The organism is Bacteroidota bacterium (genome assembly GCA_020161395.1).
In the GTDB taxonomy this organism is placed as follows: domain Bacteria; phylum Bacteroidota; class Ignavibacteria; order Ignavibacteriales; family Ignavibacteriaceae; genus UTCHB3.
The window spans coordinates 1-16,391 of record JAIUOE010000013.1; the positions used below are offsets into that span (position 1 = coordinate 1).

Consider the following 16,391-nt stretch of genomic DNA (forward strand, 5'->3'; position numbering starts at 1 on the left):
ATTTTGGGCATCCTTTTGACTGTTTGTGTTGGTTGTTTAATGATACACAAATTACTGAATTTTAGTAATATGCAGCGAGGATGCCCCTTATTATTTTAAATTAACTTTTTAAACATACCTTCTCATAGTTCATATTTCATAGCTAATAGCTACATCAAACTTTAATCCCCAAAAACTCCTCTGTTAAAACAAGTCCGCCATAAATTGCTGCATCGTCACGGAGATTGGTACCAACTATGGAAACGCATTTTGCTGCATCGGCAATTGAATATTTGAAGAAGGTGTTTTGAATTTTAGGGAGCATAAAGTTTTCGTTTGCCTCCATCATACCGCCACCGAGGATGATGAGTTCAAAATTCATCAGGTTGTTGATGCCTGCGAGAACTCTTCCGATGGTCTTACACGATTGATTAACGGTTTTTACAGCAAGTTTGTCGCCAGCTTCGAGAGCCTTGAAGAGAGCCTTGCTTTTAATTTCTTTGCTTTTGTCGATTCTCTCTTTTAGAACGCTCTGTTTCCCTTTTTTGATTTCGGAGACTATCTGCCTTACAACAGCGGTTCTGCTTGCCAGAGCTTCGAAACAACCCACTTTCCCGCAGCCGCACTTCGGACCTTGTTCGTGAACATTAATATGTCCAATTTCACCGGCAACCCATCCCGAACCCCGGTAAATTTTTCCGTCAGTGATCAGTCCGCTTCCAATTCCTGTACCGATGAACACAACAAGAACATTCTTTTTACCTTTTGCAGCACCGAAGGCAAGTTCGCCCGCTGCAGCGAGGTTCACATCATTTTCGATCAGGACAGGGTAGGGGAGCCGGTTGTTCAGGTGTTCTTTCACATTGTAGTTTTTCAACCCGAGATTTGGAGCCATTCCTATGATCCCGGTTTCTATGTTTACAGATCCGGGAATACCTACTGCAATGGAGGCTACCTGTTCGGGCGTGATGCCCGACTGTTGAATAACCTCATTGGTCAGATCGACAAGAGAACCTGAGAATGACTCGTGCGAGTTGTTCTCCGGGGTCTGTTTTTTAAGGCTTGAAATTATTCCTTGGGCTGAGTTGACGACTGAGGCGAGTTTTTTGGTGCCGCCAACATCCAGACTTACGACAAATTTCGGTTCCACAATGTGTCCTTTTTAATAATGGAAATGGTCTGACTTGAAAGTCATCTAATATTAGTAAGTTTCGGTCTCATTTTACAAAATTCTGAATCTAAAAATATAAAATTAATAGAACCCGCAAAACATTTGAAGCCACTAAAAAGATTTGGTCAGAATTTCCTGACAGACCCCCACTATATAAACAAGATTGTTGACTCATTTTCCCCTCAAAAAGATGACACTATTCTTGAGATAGGTCCCGGCAAAGGAGCCATCACAGAAAAAATTCTTGCTGCAAGCGAAAATCTCCGGGTTGTCGAGATTGATACCCGTGCAATCGAACTGCTCAAAGTAAAATTTCCGTCACTTCAAATTATCGAGGGAGATTTTATGAAAGTGAATATAAGGGAAGTGGCGGGAAGCAACAAAATCCGGGTAATCGGTAACATACCTTACAACATCACCACTCCAATAATTTTCAAGTTACTCGAGGATAGAGATGTCGTAAAAGATGTGATGCTTATGGTACAACTGGAAGTGGCAAAAAGAATAACTGCTCCACCCGGGAACAAGGAATACGGAATTTTAAGCGTAGTTCTTGGGGTCTATGCAACTCTGGAGTATCATTTTAAGGTACCTTCAACTGTATTTTTCCCCAAACCAAAAGTGGATTCGGCTATCATTTCACTTCATTTCAACAAAGATGAATCCCTGATAAAGGATCACAAACTTTTCAGAAGGGTAGTCAGAACCGCTTTTAACCAAAGGAGAAAGACTCTTCGCAATGCTCTTTCTCCGGTCCTGTCGGAAATGAATGTTGATTATATACCCCCCGTTGACCTCGGTTTGAGAGCCGAACAGCTTACTCTCGCAGATTTTATCGAACTTTCCAACTCTTTATCAGGGAATTTTGAAACAGATTCGTGATTTTGATTGTTACTATTTTATAATTATTAATTGAGCAAGAATGTCAACCTCCTTATTCGCAAAAGAAGAAAAGAAAATTGAAGTAAAAAAAATGTTTGACTCGATAGCCTCGCGCTACGACCTGCTGAACAGGGTTTTAAGCGCCGGTGTCGATAAATATTGGAGGAAAAAGGCTCTGAAACTTAGCAGGCTCGACGGAAATTCGATTCTGCTCGACATGGCGTGTGGAACCGGTGATGTGGCTATTCAGGCAAGAAAATATGGCGTAACACAGATTTACGGTGCGGATTTCTCCTACAATATGCTTACACTATTCAATAAAAAAGTTGACTGGATAAATAAAAAGAACTTTCAGACTGCTGCCGAGTTTATTCCTCTTAAGGCAGATTCAGTAACAAATGTAACAGTCGCATTTGGCGTAAGAAACTTCTATGATATCCCGCTGGCATTCAAAGAATTCAACAGAATAATAAAAAAAGGCGGACGGGCTACAGTTTTGGAGTTCGCAATGCCAAAAAACAGATTTTTCAAAGCAATCTACAAATTCTACTTTAAAAATGTACTTCCGATGGTAGGTAAAATGGTTTCGGGACATCCTATGGCTTACGACTATCTGCCCGACTCCGTGGAAGACTTCGACAAAAATGTTGATCTCGTCAAACTCTTCAAAGAAGCCGGTTTCTCCAAAGTTGACCGTCACCTCTTCACCTTCGGCATCGTTCAGGTTGTGATAGCAACAAATTAGGTATTAATTATTAGGTATTAGGTATTAATTCGATATACAGACTTTGTACCGAGGACAAAAAATTCTACCCAAATCTCGTCGCTTCAAAAAAAAATGAATTTGGAATAGACAGTAAATTTCTGTAAATTCTATACCTAATACCTAATACCTAATACCTAATACCTGACTCTAAGGTCTTTTATCCTCAGTTGTGGATGCGGTTTACATTCGCGACCGGTATTGTCAATGGTGTAGACGATATCGAGTCGGGTAGATTTCTCTTTTACCTGTTCTTCGAAGTGACCCAGATCGAAACCGATTGCATCGAAAATTTTGTCGTTGCCGTTCTGCCGAAGCTGGAGGAGCAAGTGGTTGTGTCCCACTTTTCTGACAAATCCTGTGTGCGAAACATCTTCGGACAAAAAGACGGGTCGCGGGTTATCAGGTCCGAATGGAGCAAACTGGTGGAGTATTCTTAAAAATTTTGGTGTGATTTCAGAAAGTTTGATTTTGGTGTCAATTTCAATTTGAGGGATGAGGTCGTCATTTTTTATCTGTTCCTTTGCCAGAATATTGAATCTCCTCCTGAACTCCGGAATATTATCAATGTTAATCGAAAGTCCGGCGGCAGCCTGATGTCCTCCATAATGATTTAACAGGTCACTACAGTGTTTAAGTGCTTCGTAAATATTGAAGTTGGGAATACTTCTTGCGGAACCTTTCGCCACACCGTCAATGGTCGTAAGCATTACAGTTGGTCTGTAATAAAGTTCGACCAGTCTGGAAGCAACAATGCCAATCACACCCGGATGCCATTCTTCTTCGTGAAGCACCAGTGCCATGTCTTCTTCGAGATCGTGGATTCTTAACACCTTCTCGAGAGCGGAATTCAGAGTCTCCTCGTCAAGCTTTCTTCTTTCCCAGTTTTCAGTTTCGAGGAGACGGGAGAGTTCTTCAGCGCGCGAATAATCATCAGTCATCAAGAGTTCGACGGCAATTTTTGCATCGCTTAATCTGCCGGCAGCATTAATTCGCGGCGCGATGGAAAATACGATTTGTCCCGCATTCAACTGTCCGGGCTCTATTCTTGTCGCCTTCATGAGCGCCAAAACCCCCGGTCTGGGTGACTTGTTGATCAAATCAAGGCCATACATTACAAGAATTCTGTTCTCATCAGAAAGTGGAACAATATCTGCTGCACCTGCCATTGCTACAAGATCAAGATATTTCATCGGGAGTGACTGCTTGCCGAGAAGTGCTGCTACAGCCTGTGCAAGTTTGAATGCTACACCTGCTCCGGAAAGATATTTGAAAGGATAGTTGCAACCCGGTTTCAAAGGGTCGAGAACTGCAAAGGCAGCGGGTAAAACCTCTCTGGGCTGATGATGATCACAAATAATCATGTCGATGCCGAGGGATTTTGCATAAGCAGCCTCTTCCACCGCGGTAATTCCGCAATCCACAGAGATAAGGAGGGAGGAGCCTGTAGACTTTACATGGTCGATACCGTGACTGGTAATTCCGTATCCATCACGAAGTCGATTGGGGATAAAAAACTCAACATTGGCACCCAGTTCCTTCAGAAACATATACATTAGTGCAGTTGAGCATGTGCCATCAACATCATAATCGCCGTAGACGAGTATTTTTTCATTTGATGTAATGGCTTGAATTACACGCCGTGCAGCAATCTGCATGCCATGCATCAGGAATGGATTGTGAAGACCTTCGAGGTCAGGCTTAAAGAAATATCTCGCTGCCGGGAAACTTTTTATGTTCCTGTGAATCAGCAGTTTAGCGAGTACTTCGGAGATGTTCAGAGAGTCTGCGAGAGATTTAATCTCGAGATCGTCACGAACAGATCTGATCTTCCACCGTTTAGTTGGCATAGTGAACTTACCGTGGAAATATAAGATATAGACCTGACTTGTAAGCCGGATTCTGTTCCGGTTAAAAGAAATTTCTACAAATGACTACACTTAATGGCGAGTGAGCCGAACGGAATTATCTTCCGGGTGGATACTTAAATCTTTGCACAGACAATGTCATCAGGTGTAAACTCATATTGTAAAAATTAAATAAACCGAAGGCAATCATTTATCTGGGATGAAAATTACTTTTCACCTCGAGCAGCCTACCCGAAGACATTGGACGGACAGCCCTTCATCCCGCAGAACGGGAATCGTCTTCTGCTTGGCTTTGCTCCGGACGGGGTTTACCTTGCCGAGGATGTTACCATCCACGCGGTAGGCTCTTACCCTGCCATTTCACCCTTACCCCGATCACTCGGGGCGGTATCTTTTCTGCGGCACTTTCCGTAAATTATCCATTACAGATAACCTCCCGGGCGTTACCCGGCGTCCTGTCCTGAGGAGTCCGGACTTTCCTCTGCCGTTATAATCGCGACAGCGATTGCCAAGTCAAGTCTATAAAAATATTCCGTGATTTAAAAATTTATGAAAATTATTTACAATGAGCAAATATACAAAAAGGGAAGGAGAAAAACAGTTTTTAGTTATGAGTTATTATTTATTTTTTGGTTGGGAGTTCTTTTGTTTGAGAGTTTTTATTGATGAGGTCAGCAACCTGAGCAGTTCTTCACATTCTGCATGTATGCTTTCAAATTCGATTTGTGTAAGAATTTCAGATTTAAATAATAATTTTAGCCAAAATGAGGTCTCTGAACACTCTTTTTGAGCTATGGAGAGTTTGTGTATAAAATCTGTTGTAGATTCTGCATATTTTGCCTCACTTATGTTTGCTCCGATGCTTGTACCGGATTTCAGGATTTGTGTTGCGAGCACAAATTCTTTCTTCTCTGAAAGATATCTGGAAAGTTTTACAATCCTGACAGCAAACTCCATGCTTCTATCCTCGTGCAGAGTCATCAATCAGCCTCTAATACACAAACTCATAACTCAAAACTCATAACTAATAAATAGCTATTCGTCCATTTCTCCGGCTTCATTGGCGATTTCGGCAGACACGATGATTCTTCCGCAGTATTCGCAAGTGAACATACGGGCATTGCGTCTGATTTCAAGTTGTCTTTGGGCAGGTATGATGGTCTGGCATCCGGAGCAGGCGTTTCTTCTGATTCTTGCTACGGCGAGTCCTTTTTTAGCAGAGCGAACACGGGTGTAGAGTGAATAGTCGCTCTTTTTCATCTGGGCAACGAGGGATTCTCTCTGTTTAAGGAGTTTTTGCTCTTCCATTGCGTTGTTTTCTTTGATGAGAGCCAGTTCATTCCGTTTGTGTTCAAGGTCTTCTTCAAGTTCAGCAACTTTTGGGTTGAGGGCTGCAATCTCTTCATCAACTTTTTCCATGGTCGAAACAAGGAAATCGCTCTCTTTTTCGAGTCTTGTACATTCAGCATCCGCAGCGTCGATCGACTTTGTGATGGTATCGTACTCTTTGTTGTTTCTTACTTTGTAGAGTTGTGCTTTGGCTCTCTTTTGATTGTCGAGAAGCTCTTTGATCTTTTCATTGTTAGCTTCTCTTCTTTCGACCGCGTCAACTCTCTGAGCTACCATTTCTTCAATGGTTTGTTTGAGGGTTTCCAATCTTGATTCGAGAGCTTCAACTGTCAGAGGAAGATCGCCTCTTTGCTCTTCGAGTTTGTCTATACTTCTGTCTATCATCTGAACCTGATAGAAAAGCACCAAGTTATTTTTCAATGTATATTCTCCTATTTAAAAATTGAAGTAGTGGACAGGATTCGCATCACCGTCGTAAATAAAAACTTTTGTGTCCTCGTTTTCTTTTGCAAGAAAATCATCGAGTTTTTTCTTCATTTCCTGAAGTACCGGGACCTCAGTTTCAAAATGTCCTGCGTCCACAATCAGAATGTCGTCTTCTGCATCCTGAAATGTATGGTATTTTATATCCGCTGTCACGAAGGCATCGCAACCGGCGGCAGTGGCATCCTCCCAGTATTCTGAGGCAGAACCTCCAAATACAGCCACTTTTTTAATCTTTTTATCTGTTACTTTTGAATGTCTTAAAGCCTTGCAACCGAGAGCTGTAGCCACATGCTCCAAAAAGGTTGTTCCATTCATCTCTTCGGGCAAAGTTCCGGTAACACCCATACCGTAACGGGTTTCATCATTTTTTAAAGGGTAGATATCGTAAGCGGGTTCTTCATAAGAATGAACACTCTTCATGGCATGCACAACTTTTTTTACATTTCCTTCGTCGACCAGAACTTCGAGACGGATTTCGTTCACCTTTTCAAAAGATGATTTCTTGCCGATTGAAGGATTGCTGTTTTCGCTGCCAAGGAAACTCCCTGTACCGGTTGAGGTGAAACTGCAGTTTTTGTACTCACCAATTACTCCACCTCCCGCAGAAAAAATTGCAGCAGAAACGGCATCCAGATCATTTTCAGGCACAAATACCACCAATTTCATCGACTTGCCTGATACAGGTTTCAAGTATGATAAATTTGAAAGGTTTAATTTTTTTGCCAACTGGTGGTTGACGCCGTCATGGGTGAAATCGAGGTTTGTATGGTAAGAAAGGAGGGTGAGATTGTTTTGGATAAGTTTGTAAATCAATTTTGAAGTTCTGCCTGAGTCCGGGGTTATCTTTTTAAGAGGAAAAAAGATCAGCGGGTGGTGGCTGATTATCAGGTTGCACTTTAATTTCTGTGCTCGCTCGAGGGCATCTTCAGTAACATCGAAACAAAGCAAGACTCCGGTTACCTCCTGTCTGCCTGAGCCGACCAGTAATCCGGTGTTATCCCGCTCCCATTGGATGAACTTTGGTGCCCAACTTTCAAAAAAAATTGATATTTGTTGTACTGTCATAAGAAAAAAAAAGCACTTCGTAAACGTGAAGTGCGGTAAATAAAACGGTAACTAAAAAGCGTTGCTGTTGTTAGGTATAAATTGTCTAATTGGTTTTTTCGTCATTTTGCAAAGTGTAAACATAAACTTTACAAAAATATAAATTTTTCGTTACGTGGCAAAATATACCTGAAAGTTTATAATGAAATTGCAATACATTAAGGCAAACAATTAAACAGGTTCCACCCAATTGTCATCTTCTTTTATCAGATCAATCAGTTTGTCTACTGCAAATTCGGTAGCGATGGCTTTTGTAACAACCTCTTTTCCCCGGTAAAGGGTAATTTTTCCGGGACCGCTTCCTACATAGCCATAATCTGCATCAGCCATTTCACCGGGTCCGTTCACAATGCAACCCATGATGGCGATCTTTACTCCTTTGAGGTGCGAGGTTCTTTTACGGATCATTTCCGTTGTCTCCTGCAGGTCGAAAAGGGTTCTTCCGCACGAGGGGCATGCAATATATTCAGTTTTGGAGGTTCTCACCCGGGCAGCCTGTAAAATTCCGAAGAGTACTCTGTTCACAGTTTCAGTATCATGATTGAACCCGGTTTCCGAACTCTCAACCGTAACGAATACTCCGTCACCAAAACCATCAATAAGTAAACCTCCAAAATCAGTTGCAGGATAGAGGAGAAAATTTTCAGCGTTAATATTTTTATAGTGGCGGTGAAGTACCACGGGATTCCTGATTTCATTTTGAATCAGTTCGAAGAAAAACCGTCTTTGTTCGGCGAGTCCGTGTTCGTTATCTGTTCCGAGAATAATAATAGTATATGAATCTTCCTTCAGACGGCTGACTGTTTCCTTGTCAAGTTCAGGCAGCGAAATGCTGAGAAATTTGAAAAGGAGTTCGGGATCATTTTCCGAAAGATATTCCTCTTTAGTCAGGAGGGGGAGCGACCTTCCCTTGTTCTCGAGACTTTTCCAGAATTTATAGGTGAAAATTCCCCTTGAGCCGTGAGGAAGATCAAACCCGGGCAGATTTTCACCGAAGTAAAAATAATCGCTTGCCTGATCATTCATGTTCCACTTGTCGGTTGGTTCATCATAAAAATAACCGACAGAAGCCAATGCCTCAGGAGTTGAGACATCAGCGTTGGATAAATCAGAGACTACGACAGGCACTGATGAACCACCTGTATTCAGAAGCTGCAGTGTCTCGCGCCTCTTGTAGTCGAATGGGTTTATTGGGGAGACACCTGCATCGGGTATTGGTGTATGGCTTTTTCTGTCATCGTATCTGTTGGCAAGGGCGATGGCAACGGGTGATTCGAATTCGGGGTCTTCAGTCAGACTGACCCTGATTGTGTCTCCCAAACCATCTTCGAGCAGTGCACCAATTCCAAGAGCCGACTTTATTCTGCCGTCCTCGCCTCCACCGGCTTCGGTTACACCGAGATGAAGGGGGTAATCCATTCCCTCCTCTTCCATTTTACTTACGAGCAGTCGATATGCTTCGACCATCACCTGGGTATTGCTCGCTTTCATTGAGAGGACAATATTGTGATAGTTTTCATCCCGGCAGATTCTTACAAACTCAAGGGCAGATTCAACCATTCCCAACGGGGTATCGCCGAAGCGGCTCATTATTCTGTCAGAAAGAGAGCCGTGGTTTGTGCCGATTCTCATGGCTGTACCATATTCCTTGCAAATCTTGACGAGAGGGGTGAACCTCGTCCTGATTCTGTCAACCTCTGCCATATAGGTTGTGTCATCGTACTCAATTACTTCAAATCTTTTTCTATCGACATAGTTTCCGGGATTTACCCTTACTTTTTCCACAATTCTTGCGGCGAGTTCGGCAGCATTTGGTGTGAAGTGGATGTCTGCCACGAGAGGTGTGTTATAACCTCTTGCCCTGAGCTCATTTTTAATGATCTCAAGGTTTTTTGCTTCTTTCAGGCTGGGTGCGGTTATTCTTACCAGTTCACAACCGGCTTCGATCATTCGTATCGACTGTTCGACAGTGCCTTTTGTATCCATTGTGTCAGTCGTGGTCATGCTTTGAATGCGGATGGGATTCGAACCACCAATTCCGATATCTCCAACCTTCACTTCCCGGGTTACATATCTGGAATATTCAGTCAATGAATTGCAATACTTCTTTAGAGCATAAACATTGTTGGTCAACAGCACTTTTGGATCAAAAATTTGTGTCATGGCAGGGTTTTATTTTTCAAAATTTAAAAGAATCAAAAATTAAATTTAAATATATCTTCTGAAGAGTTATTTTTGTGAATAAACTTAAAAGGAAAGAATAAAGTTCATAGTTCCGGTGGAATGCAAGAAGGTAAATCCGGTTTACAAGTCTGCTCATTCCGCTTCTGCTCTATCAAGTCAAAAAATGCAAATATCTGAAGAAAAAATCCAAGAAGTTTTACTTGCCGCGGATATAGTCGATGTGGTTTCGAAGTATGTCCGTTTGAAACGGTCGGGTTCCAACTACAGCGGACTGTGCCCGTTTCACTCCGAAAAATCTCCTTCGTTCATGGTGAGCCCCAAAAAGCAGATTTACAACTGTTTTGGCTGCCACAAGGGGGGGAACTCCATAAAGTTTCTGATGGATTACAGCAATCTCTCCTTTTTGGATGCTGTTCGTGAGCTCGCCCGCGAATATGGAGTGGATTTGCCCGTTCAGGATGAAAAAGCGAATGAAGAACAAAAAAGGTATGAAGAATATTACAATCTGACGAAAGCCACAATTCGTTTTTTTGCTGAACAGCTAATTCAAAACCCCGACCACAAACATATTCTTGAGTACATCCGAAACCGGAAAATTAATGATGCTTCCATCAAAAATTTCAGTCTCGGATATGCACCCGGAGTCCGCGGAAAGCTGATTGAATTTTACAAAAAAGGCGGATTCGACCTGAAAAAAGCGATTGAACTTGGATTTCTGGGTGAGTCTGAAGGGAAATTGTATGAGAGATTTGCGGGCAGACTGATATTCCCAATCTTCTCTCACCACGGAAGGGAAATCGGGGCAGGTGGCAGAATTCTCGAAAAGCGGACTGATACGGGAAAATATATCAACTCACCCGAAAGTCCGATTTACAACAAGTCGCGGGTGTTGTATGGTCTTTCACATTCCAAGGATGAAATCCGCAGACTCGATCAGGTCATTGTGGTTGAAGGCTATCTGGATGTAATCTCCCTTTTTCAGAATGGTATAAAGAATATTGCGGCGGTTTCCGGTACTGCTCTAACTGATGAGCAGGTGAAACTCCTTTCATCCTACACAAAAAACATTTACCTTTTGTTCGATTCGGACCCTGCAGGTTATAAAGCTGCAATGCGAAGCATCGAAGTGGTGCTCAGGCACAATCTGAATTTGATGATAATGTCACTTCCCGAGGGTGAGGATCCCGATTCCTTCGTACATAAACACGGTGCCAAAGAATTTTTGGAATTCGTTAAGAATGCAAAAGAGTTTATAGATTACCAGTATCTGTCATTTGAAAAAGGGGGCTGGTTCAACAATCCCGACAAGATGACTGAAGCGATAAAGGAGATGGTGCGTCCCGTTGCTCTTATTCCTGACGAACTCAGACGCACAGTACTTATCAAAAAAATTGCCGAGAAGTTTCAGTTCCGTGAAAGAATTCTCGAAGAGGAAGTCAGCAGGATCAGGACTCAGGATGTGGAACAGCGACACATCGAACCGAGGGAAAGACAGCTTCCAACCGGGGAAAAAAGGGGTGACACCGGTACCGCCGTTGTAAAAACCGATGAATATTCAGGGCATCAGACAAGAACTGCCACCGAATTGAATGAAATTGAACTGATAAGATTGATGTTTGAGGGGGATGAGCGAGTGCTGCAGTTTATTTTCCAGTTCATCAGACCCGAAGAATACACCGTACCGATACATTACGGTATCGCAGAAAAAGTTTACGAGGAGCTCGAATCGGGCACAATCCCTTCGGTCAATAACCTGCAGGGAAGATACCTGGAAGAGGAACAGTCATATATTATGAATCTCGTTCTCGAAAAGCACAGAATCAGTGAACACCTCGAAGACCTGCTCCCTGTGAATCCGGCAGCAGCCCTCTCTGTTTTTACGATTGATTCGGTAAAAAAATTCAGACTTCTGCGAATAGATCAGACAATTAAAGATATTCAGGCAGATATTGCCCGTACTTCCGACCCCTTAAAAACAAGCGAACTTGCTCTTGACCTCCGTACCTGCATGGAAGAAAAAAAAGACATCAACCGGATAATGGAAGAAATTAAAGCCGACCTGATTCCGTAATCAACTCCTCCAAAATATTTTATATTTTGTGAAAAGCTTCACGATGTAAGCGAGTGCGAGAGTGACCAGGAATCCCTTTAGTGCTCCAAGTACCGGGGTAGTGAAGTACTCGTTCATCAAGCCTTCAATTGCCAACAGCCCCAAAACCGGGGTTATCAGGTTTCCACCGCCAGCATAGGCGATCATTGGATTCTGTCCGCTGTCTATCAGGAGACTCATATAGCTCTTCTTTTTGAAGAAATCGATTAACAATGAGGAGAAAATGATGAAGTAAAGTGCAAGTCCTGATGTAAGGAAATAGTAACTCATTGTTGAGTGATCTTTCTTTATCCCTCCTTCGAAAGGTTCAAAAAAGAAACCGGTAATAAACCAGAATGAGCCCCAAATGAAAAGCTGTTTGAGGATATCGTAGTAGTCTCCCTTCATTTCCTTAATCAAAACCCATGATGCTGCCACAAGAGTGAGCCCACCGATGAAGCCCTACCAAACCCATCTGTTATAAAGAGTTACGAGGGATAGCAGAATGAATCCTGCCATAAAAAGCATGAGCCAGAGGGCCTTGGTTTTGTATTCCGAAAATGTTCCCGAAATCACGGAAGTGTCGGTCCTCATCATTTTAACGATAATGTCTCCTGCGATTGTCCCGGGTATCACAACAAAAAGGTATTTCAGGAAATTTACATTCACTACCCAGCCCGATGGTTGAAGTGATGCAAGATCTTTGATGAATCCAGCATCGGAATTGTGGGAGAGCCTGATTGCAAGAATTATCGCCATTATTCCGAGTCTTACTAAAATGTTTTCACGCGTAAAGAGCCAGATCAGCGAGCCTGCCACAGAAACATTCGCAAGAACGGCAATGATGATGTCAAACCGCGACATTTTGAAACCTGAACCGTCGGGGTATGTAACGAGAGCAAGAAGAACCGCGATTCCAACCCAGCCGGCACTTCTGAGGATTAAGCCCGTATTTTTGGATATCGATGAAGGAAATCGCCAGAAAATCAGGAAAAGGAGTCCGAATCCCAACAATGCAATCAAATATGTGGCTGCATCAGGACTTTTACTCATCACATGTGGACGAAGGTGTTGAATTGCAATCGCAAAAAATGAGAGAAGAACCCCTCTTTTGAAAATCTGGATAATCAAGTCGGTTGATACTTTACCGTCCTTGATTTTTTTAGAGAGAGCAAGTGGAAATGCCGCACCCATGGCAAAAAGGAAGAAAGGGAATACGAGGTCAACCCAAGTAATTCCGGGAAGTGTCGGATCAAATTTATGTGCCGGTGGAGGAATCTGAGCATGATACATCCAGCCCGGGAGGTTACCCCAGGAAATTCTCCCTGATAGTATCATGGTAAGAATTGCAAAGCCTCTTAGTGCATCAAGTGCCCAGGAACGAATGCCGGTTTTCTCTTCCAAAGTTCTGCCTCTCAAAATTCTAAAATCTCTCATTCAAAACTAAACATTATTTGTAATTAGCAGAGAATAGAAACAGTTACACAGATTTCACGGATATGGCACGGATTCCACAGATGATAAAAGCCGCTCCATGATTATTTTCGAAAAATCACTAAAAATTACCATAAAAATTTGCCAAAGCTTTCATAATTTTGTTTTTAGGGTATTTTGCAACTATTCAAAAATGAACTTTAAAATTTGAGGTTTGAAGTAGCTCATAGCTCATAGATCATAGCTCACAGCTCTCCAGAGCAGGATGAATTTAATAAATCAAAAACGAACGAGAAAATATTTATGATTCATACGATACTAAAAATGGTTACTCTTTTTGCGGTGTCAATATTTATGATTTTTATTCAAGGTTGTGCTTCAGTCGACAACCCTGTACAGGTGTTGCCGAGCGGTTCCGTTCAGGTGATTACAACCGCGGACGCTAAATGCATACTTTACAAATCGAGTGATATAGTATCGGAATGGACAGGATCGAAATTAATTCCGGGCTTGGCTGAAGGGACTTACAAGGTCAAAATTACCTCTGATAAATTCAACTCGTCTTTTGAGGAAAGTTTTGAGCTTGGTGTAAATCAGAAAAAAGTTGTTGAATCTGCCATCGGGTCATTGGATATAAGACTCAAATCCGATTTTACCTGGGAAGTTACAAAAGACAATAAATCCCTTTTTTCCGGAAAAGGAAGTCTCAAAATTGATACAATCTGGACTGGTGCCTACAAAGTTAAACTGGGTGTTCCGGGAGTTCCCGATTATTTGACAAGGGATATTACTGTATCAAAAGCACAAACTTTCGTTCTTGAGATGGAGTCAGGAAAACTGGATGTTAGAATTCCCTCTACAATGGAGGCAATCCTGTCGATTAACGACTCGACTGAGCTGTACCGGTGGAATGGCAGGAGGATTATCGATTCACTTTGGGCAGGTACCTATCAGATAAAAGTAAAAGTGCACCCGCTGGTTCCGGATTACACATCCAATATTACGATTGTGAAACAACAGACAAAAGTGGTTGAACTGGATTATGCAAAGCTCGATATCAAAGCCAGAAATCAGATGGAATGTATCTTGTTTCGGGGGAATGTTGAGCTTGACCGCTGGTTTGGGAGTAAACGGTTTGACTCTCTTTGGGTTGGGGATTATACCGTGAAAATAAAGCCAAATCCATTACTTCCGGAATATTCAACAAGTTTTACATTAATAAAACAGCAGGTCAAAGTAATTGAACTCGATTATGGCACGCTCGACATAAGGGTTCCGGTTCAGATGGAATGTGTGCTGTTGAGTGGCGCTACAGAACTTGAACGATGGAACGGCAGCAGAAAATATGACTCTCTTTGGGTCGGGGATTATACGGTGAAGATAAAAGTTAATCCCTTGCTTCCTGAATATTCCACGAGTTTTACTTTGGCAAAACAGCAAACCAAAGTGGTTGAGCTTGAATACGGTAAACTTGATGTCAAGGTTCAGAGTCAGATGCAGTGTGTTTTGTTGAGGGGAACTACAGAAGTTGAACGCTGGAACGGCAGCAGATTATTTGATTCACTTTGGACAGGAGATTACACCGTAAAGGTTAAGGTTAATGCGTTGCTCCCCGATTATGTAAGCAATGTGTCAATTGTTAAACTTCAAACCAAAACAGTTGAACCACCGATTGGCAGTTTCACGATAAAAACAAAGAGTGACTACAAGAATACTCTTCTGGTGGATGGCGTTGGGCAACATGTATGGTCAGGGACAAAAGAGTTTAATCCATGGCTTGCGGGAAGTTACACTTTAAAGAGTCAGATGTTCCCGGGGGCACCTGCTCCAAGCACCAATTTTACCATCAATCAAAACGAAAACAGGATTATTGAATGGGAAACGGGGAGTATTAATGTAGTCGCACCCGGCTCCACATGCAAACTGAAAAGAGACCTGGTGGACCAGTTCACCTGGCAAGGCAGCAGATTACTGGATTCGTTGATTACAGGTTATTATACTGTTGAAATTCAGGAACCAAATTCACCGTTATGGTTCGGGGATTTCAATTTGATTAAAGACGAACAAAAGATTGTAAGTATCCCCTATGGTTCGGTTCAGATAACATCGAATATCGCGACCACAGTAACAAAATTGATTTACAACGGAACGACCTTAAAAACTCTCTCCGGGAACGGAACAATCTCGAACATAGTACCCGGAAATTATACCTTGAGGGTGGAGGCTCCCGATTATATCAGCCAGACGGAAAATATATCTGTAACAAGCGGACAAAACCAGCCGAGGAGTTATCAGTTACAGCAGGATTACACTCAGATGGTATTCATTCCGGGAGGCACCTTCACGATGGGATGCACTTCAGATCAGGGTGTATGCCTCGATAATGAACGACCCTCACATCAGGTTACTCTTTCTGCATATGAAATAAGAAAATTTGAGGTAAATCAGATGGAATGGCTGACAGTAATGGGAACCAACCCGGCGAATTTTATTGGTAACAGCAAACCCATGGAATCTGTAACCTGGTTCGAAATTATTAATTTTTGTAATTTATTGAGTACGAGGGAGGGACTTACTCCAGTCTACACCATTAACGGTTCAATCGTCACTGCCAACTTGAGCGCTAACGGCTACAGATTGCCAACAGAAGCCGAGTGGGAATATGCTGCAAGAGGTGGTGCCTTGACGACCAACACCCTGTATAGTGGAAGTAACAATATTGATGCTGTCGCGTGGTACAACAACAATTCCAATAACACCACACATGATGCAGGTGAGAAAAGTCCGAACCAGTTGGGTATTTACGGTATGAATGGAAATGTTTGGGAATGGTGCTGGGACTGGTACGGCGACTACTCGGCGGCAAGTCAGACAAATCCGACAGGTCCCGAAACAGGTACCCACCGGGTTGCTCGTGGAGGCAGTTGGAGCAGCAGCGCCCAGTACTCCCGCGTGGCTGTCAGGTACAATTTTGCTCCGGACCTTAAGTACGACTTTCTCGGTTTCCGTCTTGTAAGAACGAGATGACAGTTTGAATTATCCCAGCGGGTCGTAATCGCTTTCAGGATTGGAAGTCAGACA

12 protein-coding genes and 1 other RNA gene are annotated in these 16,391 nt (G+C 42.6%); 4 read left to right on the forward strand and 9 right to left on the reverse strand.

The genetic code is table 11. From position 1 onward, the window contains the following. Positions 1-154: 154 nt before the first annotated feature. On the reverse strand, positions 155-1,129 hold the full coding sequence (locus LCH52_15265; GenBank protein ID MCA0389847.1) for an ROK family protein: 975 nt from the start codon (positions 1,127-1,129) through the stop codon (positions 155-157). A 123-nt stretch (positions 1,130-1,252) separates the two neighbouring features. Here LCH52_15265 and rsmA point away from each other — a divergent pair, with 123 nt between their 5' ends. Beyond that, positions 1,253-2,032 carry a 16S rRNA (adenine(1518)-N(6)/adenine(1519)-N(6))-dimethyltransferase RsmA gene (gene rsmA / locus LCH52_15270; protein MCA0389848.1) on the forward strand — a complete coding sequence of 260 codons (780 nt, stop codon included), beginning with the start codon at positions 1,253-1,255 and terminating at the stop codon, positions 2,030-2,032. A gap of 40 nt (positions 2,033-2,072) precedes the next feature. Continuing rightward, the gene (ubiE, locus tag LCH52_15275; GenBank protein MCA0389849.1) at positions 2,073-2,777 is read left to right on the forward strand and encodes a bifunctional demethylmenaquinone methyltransferase/2-methoxy-6-polyprenyl-1,4-benzoquinol methylase UbiE; all 705 of its coding nucleotides are present in this window, start codon (positions 2,073-2,075) and stop codon (positions 2,775-2,777) included. A 155-nt stretch (positions 2,778-2,932) separates the two neighbouring features. On the opposite strand, the gene recJ is transcribed toward ubiE, so the two are convergent. From recJ to ispG, 6 genes are all read right to left on the reverse strand, one after another. After that, on the reverse strand, positions 2,933-4,645 hold the full coding sequence (recJ, locus tag LCH52_15280) for a single-stranded-DNA-specific exonuclease RecJ (GenBank protein MCA0389850.1): 1,713 nt from the start codon (positions 4,643-4,645) through the stop codon (positions 2,933-2,935). A gap of 25 nt (positions 4,646-4,670) precedes the next feature. Next, positions 4,671-5,184: RNase P RNA component class A (gene rnpB / locus LCH52_15285), an RNA gene on the reverse strand. A gap of 97 nt (positions 5,185-5,281) precedes the next feature. Continuing rightward, the gene (locus LCH52_15290) at positions 5,282-5,644 is read right to left on the reverse strand and encodes a four helix bundle protein (GenBank protein MCA0389851.1); all 363 of its coding nucleotides are present in this window, start codon (positions 5,642-5,644) and stop codon (positions 5,282-5,284) included. 54 nt (positions 5,645-5,698) lie between these two features. Then, entirely contained in the window at positions 5,699-6,433 is a 735-nt protein-coding gene (locus tag LCH52_15295) for a C4-type zinc ribbon domain-containing protein (protein ID MCA0389852.1), read from the reverse strand. 15 nt (positions 6,434-6,448) lie between these two features. Beyond that, on the reverse strand, positions 6,449-7,564 hold the full coding sequence (locus tag LCH52_15300; GenBank protein ID MCA0389853.1) for a Nif3-like dinuclear metal center hexameric protein: 1,116 nt from the start codon (positions 7,562-7,564) through the stop codon (positions 6,449-6,451). Positions 7,565-7,774: 210 nt separating this feature from the next. Next, the gene (gene ispG, locus LCH52_15305) at positions 7,775-9,766 is read right to left on the reverse strand and encodes a (E)-4-hydroxy-3-methylbut-2-enyl-diphosphate synthase (GenBank protein MCA0389854.1); all 1,992 of its coding nucleotides are present in this window, start codon (positions 9,764-9,766) and stop codon (positions 7,775-7,777) included. 184 nt (positions 9,767-9,950) lie between these two features. On the opposite strand from ispG, the gene dnaG reads away from it, so the two are divergent. Continuing rightward, entirely contained in the window at positions 9,951-11,858 is a 1,908-nt protein-coding gene (gene dnaG, locus LCH52_15310; GenBank protein ID MCA0389855.1) for a DNA primase, read from the forward strand. Here the strand turns inward: dnaG and LCH52_15315 are convergent, their stop codons facing one another. Both LCH52_15315 and LCH52_15320 read right to left on the reverse strand, forming a co-directional pair. Further along, positions 11,859-12,314, reverse strand: coding sequence for a hypothetical protein (locus tag LCH52_15315; protein ID MCA0389856.1), 456 nt, complete (start codon positions 12,312-12,314; stop codon positions 11,859-11,861). It abuts the gene before it with no gap. A 24-nt stretch (positions 12,315-12,338) separates the two neighbouring features. Continuing rightward, entirely contained in the window at positions 12,339-13,313 is a 975-nt protein-coding gene (locus LCH52_15320; GenBank protein MCA0389857.1) for a DUF5009 domain-containing protein, read from the reverse strand. A 351-nt stretch (positions 13,314-13,664) separates the two neighbouring features. Between LCH52_15320 and LCH52_15325 the strand changes: the two genes are divergently transcribed. After that, the gene (locus tag LCH52_15325) at positions 13,665-16,337 is read left to right on the forward strand and encodes an SUMF1/EgtB/PvdO family nonheme iron enzyme (protein MCA0389858.1); all 2,673 of its coding nucleotides are present in this window, start codon (positions 13,665-13,667) and stop codon (positions 16,335-16,337) included. Positions 16,338-16,391 lie beyond the last annotated feature (54 nt).

What these genes read in the sequence shown, in the direction of transcription:
- LCH52_15300 (MCA0389853.1), bottom strand. Translation starts at nt 7,564, where the DNA reads ATGACAGTACAACAAATATCAATTTTTTTTGAAAGTTGGGCACCAAAG.
- ubiE (MCA0389849.1), top strand. Translation starts at nt 2,073, where the DNA reads ATGTCAACCTCCTTATTCGCAAAAGAAGAAAAGAAAATTGAAGTAAAA.
- LCH52_15325 (MCA0389858.1), top strand. Translation starts at nt 13,665, where the DNA reads ATGATTTTTATTCAAGGTTGTGCTTCAGTCGACAACCCTGTACAGGTG.
- ispG (MCA0389854.1), bottom strand. Translation starts at nt 9,766, where the DNA reads ATGACACAAATTTTTGATCCAAAAGTGCTGTTGACCAACAATGTTTAT.
- LCH52_15290 (MCA0389851.1), bottom strand. Translation starts at nt 5,644, where the DNA reads ATGACTCTGCACGAGGATAGAAGCATGGAGTTTGCTGTCAGGATTGTA.
- recJ (MCA0389850.1), bottom strand. Translation starts at nt 4,645, where the DNA reads ATGCCAACTAAACGGTGGAAGATCAGATCTGTTCGTGACGATCTCGAG.
- LCH52_15320 (MCA0389857.1), bottom strand. Translation starts at nt 13,313, where the DNA reads ATGAGAGATTTTAGAATTTTGAGAGGCAGAACTTTGGAAGAGAAAACC.
- dnaG (MCA0389855.1), top strand. Translation starts at nt 9,951, where the DNA reads ATGCAAATATCTGAAGAAAAAATCCAAGAAGTTTTACTTGCCGCGGAT.